Source organism: Caballeronia sp. LZ065 (assembly GCF_031450975.1).
Lineage (GTDB): Bacteria > Pseudomonadota > Gammaproteobacteria > Burkholderiales > Burkholderiaceae > Caballeronia.
This window is the reverse complement of the sequence record NZ_JARUXV010000013.1, coordinates 1-4,193: the sequence shown is the minus strand read 5'-3', so window position 1 is coordinate 4,193 and position 4,193 is coordinate 1. Positions and strand designations below refer to the sequence as shown.

Genomic DNA, 4,193 nt, shown 5'->3' with positions numbered 1-4,193 from the left:
GCCGTAAGCCGTAGCCGGAGCCAGGATGTGCGAATAATCCTTCGCGATGTTCAGCACCGTGCCTTCGACATTTTCCGCGAGGCCGTCGGCGAGTTGAGGTGCATCGGCGAGCAGGACTTTTGCCACGCCTGCAATCTTCGCCGCGGCATCGGCTGCGCCTTGCGCGTTCAAACCCGCGACCAGCACATGCACGTCGCCGCCGATTTTAGTTGCAGCCGCAACCGTATTCAGCGTCGCTGCCTTGATCGACGCGTTGTCGTGTTCCGCAATTACCAGAATCATCATGTTCAAATCACCTTCGCTTCGTTCTTCAGCTTCTCGACCAGCGTCTTCACGTCCGGCACCGTGATACCGGCGCTGCGCTTCGGCGGCTCGACGACCTTCAGCGTCTTCAAACGCGGCGCGACATCCACGCCCAGATCCGCCGGTTTCACCGCGGTGAGCGGCTTCTTCTTTGCCTTCATGATGTTCGGCAGCGTGACATAACGCGGCTCGTTCAGGCGCAGGTCCGTCGTGATGATTGCGGGCAGCTTCAGCGACAGCGTTTCCGCACCGCCGTCCACCTCGCGCGAAACCGATGCACGGCCATCAGCAATCACGACCTTCGACGCGAACGTCGCTTGCGGCAGGCCAGCTAATGCAGCCAGCATCTGACCGGTCTGATTAGAATCGTCGTCGATAGCCTGCTTGCCGAGAATGATAAGCTCGGGCTTCTCTTGATCAACCAGCGCTTTCAGGATCTTGGCGACGGCAAGCGGCTGAAGCTCTTCCGCCGTCTCCACCAGCACCGCGCGATCCGCACCGATGGCGAGCGCCGTGCGCAAGGTTTCCTGACACTGCGTCACGCCGCACGACACGGCGATCACTTCAGTCGCGATGCCCGCTTCCTTCAGACGCACCGCTTCCTCAACGGCGATTTCATCGAATGGGTTCATCGACATCTTCACGTTGGCGAGTTCCACGCCCGTGTTGTCCGATTTCACGCGGACTTTCACGTTGTAATCCACCACGCGTTTGACGGTTACGATAACTTTCATAAGCTTGAGATGAGAGTGAAATTGCCTTTACTGCGCGCCCAGTTCCCGGGCCAGTTCATTCGAGCGCGCCTGTGCCGCACGCACGCCGCGCCCGATTTCTTCCTTGATGCCTGACTGTTCGAACGAGGCCAGCGCGGCGGCCGTCGTGCCGCCCTTCGACGTCACCCGCTCACGCAACACCGCCGCCGTTTCATCCGACTGCCGCGCCAGCGCCGACGCACCGAAGAACGTCTCCAGTGCAAGCGTGCGCGCCTGCCCGGCATCGAGCCCGGCGCGTTCGCCCGCAGCGATCAACGATTCGATGAAATAGAACACATAGGCCGGGCCGCTTCCCGACACGGCCGTGAGCGCATCGAGTTGCGCTTCGTGCTCGACCCACAGCGTCGCGCCGACCGAATTCATGACGGCATTCGCCTGATCGCGCATGTCAGGCGTCACGTCCGGGGCCGCGTGCAGTCCCGTCATGCCCATGCCGATCAACGCGGGCGTGTTCGGCATCGACCGGACGATGGCTGCATAACCGCCGAGCCAGCGCGAGATATCCGCGATGCGCACGCCCGCCGCGACGCTGATGACGAGTGGCCGCTTCAGCAACGGGGCAAGCGCGGCGCACACCTTCTGAAGGATCTGCGGCTTCACGGCGAGCACGACAGCATCAAAGCCTTCCGCCGATTCGAGACGTTCCGCCGTATCGACACCCAGTTCGAGCGCGGCTGCTTGCCGCTTGCTTTCGTCCGGATCGACAGCCAGCAGATCATGCGGCGTCGCGCCTCGTTGAATGAGTCCACCCATCAGAGCCGAAGCAAGATTACCCGCGCCGATGAAGGCGATTTTCATATCGTTTTCCTGAGTTAAGCATCTTTGATTGAACTACAATCGAAGCCATCGGAATACAATCATTGGTCCCATGCCCAAGGCTTCATCCACGTCCGCGCGCAGCACGCGCGAAGCATCCGGCGAGCGCTCTTCGCTGTTCGTCGGCTCCGCTGAAAAGACCTTCCGTGTGCTGCATGCCTTCGACGGTCCCAACCGGCAGATGACGCTTGCGGATCTCGCCAAGGCGTCGTCGCTGGACCGCAGCGCCGCGCAACGCATCGTTCATACGCTCGAGGCGCTCGGCTATCTGGCACGTGTGCCCGAAACGCGCGACTACCGTCTCACGACCAAGGTCCTGCAGTTCTCATATAACTACATCCGCGCCAACGAGCTGATCGATAAAGCCTCGCCGTATCTGCTCGATATCAGCCGCCATCTCGGCGAAACCACGAACCTACACGAGATCGACGGCAATGAAATCGTGTTCGTCGCGCGCTTTCCAGGTCGTCATCTGTTCAACGTGGATATCGCCCTGGGCGCTCGACTTCCCGCGCTCTACACAGCGTCCGGCATCGCCATTCTTTCGCGGCTGCCCGAGAAACAATTGAAGGCCATCGTTGCGCGCACGCCGCTCGAACGCATGACGCCCTATACCGAAACCGATCAAAAGAAACTGCTCGAACGCGTGCATCAGGCATCGCGCCGTGGCTATAGCGTCATCGAGAACGAAACCGTACTGGGCGACATCGCCGTGGCCGCGCCGATCACCGATCATGACGGCACCGCCGTCGCTGCCGTCAACATCTCGGTTCCCACTACGCGCTGGACCATCGAGCGGGTGGAGGCGGAACTGGTCAAGCATGTGCAGGTCGCCGCGACCTCTATCTCGAAGTCGCGGCTGCCGATGTCGCGTCGCTGATCAGCGTCCTTCGAAGATCGCCAGTTGCTTCGTCAGCTCGGCGCGCAGGTTGCCCGACAGCGTGTCGTCGGCACGAACCAGCGGTGCAAGCATGTCCGGCGCATTCACGCCGATCAGGTCCATGACCGACTTCATCGGACCCGGATTGGTTTCGGCGAACGCGAGGTTCATCAGCGGAATCAGCGAGCGATGCATCGCGAGCGCTTCCTGCGTCTTGCCTGCGCTGGCGAGTTCGAAGATACGGCGCCATGCCGTGGGCAACAGCGACGCCGTCACGACGATACCGCCACGCGCGCCCGCCGCCACATGCAGCGGGAACAAGGTGTCTTCACCGCTCAACACCGCGAAGGAATCATCGACGCCTGCCACCACGCGCAGGAAGTGATACATGTCGGTGTTGCACGCCTTCATGCCGATGATGCGCTCATGCTTCGACAACTCATGAATGACCTCGGGCGCAATTGCGATGCGCGTGCGATACGGAATCTCGTACAGCAGGATGGGCACCGGGGATTCGTCGGCATAGCGCAGGAAGTAATCGCGGATGCCGGCCTGCGTCGGGTTCGTGTAGTACGGCGTCAGCACGAGCAACGCGTCGGCGCCGGCGCCGGCGAAATCCTTTGCGGCTTTCATTGCATCGTGATACCCCGGATCGAGCACGCCGGCGATGACCGGAACGCGGCCCGCCGCTTCGCGCGCAGTCATTTCGACCATGCGCACGCGCTGCTCACTCGACAGCGCGCCGTACTCGCCCGTGCCGCCCAGCGGCAGCACGCCGTCGATGCCCTGTTCGAGCAGATAGCGCAGCAAGGCGCGGGTGGCATCGACGTTGATCGTGTCGTCCGGATTCACCGGCGTGGGAATCGCGGGCAGGATGCCATGCAAGGATTGAGACGTCAGCGACATACGATTTTCTCTAAATTTGAATGGCTCAGGATGCCGTGCCGCGACGACGCAAGCGGTCGGCAATGGAAATCAGAATGGAGATGAACACAAACAGCAGCGTGGATACGGCTGCAATGACCGGCGAGATCTGCATCGTGGTCTCGTCCCAGAACTGCTTGGGCAACGTCGTGCTCAATCCGCCTGAGGAGAACAGCGCGATGGTCAACTCATCGAACGAGGTCGCGAACGCGAACAGGAACGACGAGAGCATGCCCGCGCTCAGGATCGGGAACGTTACGCGTCTGAGGGTCGTGAACGTGCGTGCGCCCATGCTTTGCGCGGCCAGATCGAGACGCGTGTCGTAGTTGCGCAGGACCGCCATCATCGTGATTACGACATACGGCACCGCCACCACCGTGTGCGCCAGCACCAGTCCGAGCGACGAACCCACCAGACCGATCTTCGCGAAGAAATAGAACACGCCCACCGCCAGGATCATGCGCGGCACCACGATCGGCGCCAGCACGAACGCGAGC

Annotated in this window: 5 protein-coding genes and 1 pseudogene; 1 reads left to right on the top strand and 5 read right to left on the bottom strand. The window is 61.7% G+C overall.

Annotated elements, in window-relative coordinates:
• From QCE63_RS35340 to proC, 3 genes and pseudogenes are all read right to left on the bottom strand, one after another.
• Positions 1-285, bottom strand: a pseudogene (locus QCE63_RS35340) (electron transfer flavoprotein subunit alpha/FixB family protein); the annotation flags it as partial.
• A gap of 2 nt (positions 286-287) precedes the next feature.
• On the bottom strand, positions 288-1,037 hold the full coding sequence (locus QCE63_RS35335) for an electron transfer flavoprotein subunit beta/FixA family protein (protein ID WP_309839888.1): 750 nt from the start codon (positions 1,035-1,037) through the stop codon (positions 288-290).
• Between the two features lie 27 nt (positions 1,038-1,064).
• The gene (gene proC, locus QCE63_RS35330; RefSeq protein ID WP_309839886.1) at positions 1,065-1,874 is read right to left on the bottom strand and encodes a pyrroline-5-carboxylate reductase; all 810 of its coding nucleotides are present in this window, start codon (positions 1,872-1,874) and stop codon (positions 1,065-1,067) included.
• A 70-nt stretch (positions 1,875-1,944) separates the two neighbouring features.
• Between proC and QCE63_RS35325 the strand changes: the two genes are divergently transcribed.
• Positions 1,945-2,772, top strand: coding sequence for an IclR family transcriptional regulator C-terminal domain-containing protein (locus QCE63_RS35325; protein WP_309839883.1), 828 nt, complete (start codon positions 1,945-1,947; stop codon positions 2,770-2,772).
• Here the strand turns inward: QCE63_RS35325 and dapA are convergent, their stop codons facing one another.
• Together dapA and QCE63_RS35315 are read right to left on the bottom strand one after the other, a co-directional pair.
• Positions 2,773-3,678, bottom strand: coding sequence for a 4-hydroxy-tetrahydrodipicolinate synthase (gene dapA, locus QCE63_RS35320; RefSeq protein WP_309839881.1), 906 nt, complete (start codon positions 3,676-3,678; stop codon positions 2,773-2,775). It abuts the gene before it with no gap.
• Positions 3,679-3,703: 25 nt separating this feature from the next.
• On the bottom strand, positions 3,704-4,193 hold a 490-nt coding region (locus QCE63_RS35315; protein WP_309839879.1), incomplete at its 5' end, for an ABC transporter permease subunit.

Bases quoted from the DNA above. Each gene is read 5' to 3' on its own strand.
- QCE63_RS35335 (WP_309839888.1), bottom strand. From the start codon at position 1,037: ATGAAAGTTATCGTAACCGTCAAACGCGTGGTGGATTACAACGTGAAA.
- proC (WP_309839886.1), bottom strand. From the start codon at position 1,874: ATGAAAATCGCCTTCATCGGCGCGGGTAATCTTGCTTCGGCTCTGATG.
- QCE63_RS35325 (WP_309839883.1), top strand. From the start codon at position 1,945: ATGCCCAAGGCTTCATCCACGTCCGCGCGCAGCACGCGCGAAGCATCC.
- dapA (WP_309839881.1), bottom strand. From the start codon at position 3,678: ATGTCGCTGACGTCTCAATCCTTGCATGGCATCCTGCCCGCGATTCCC.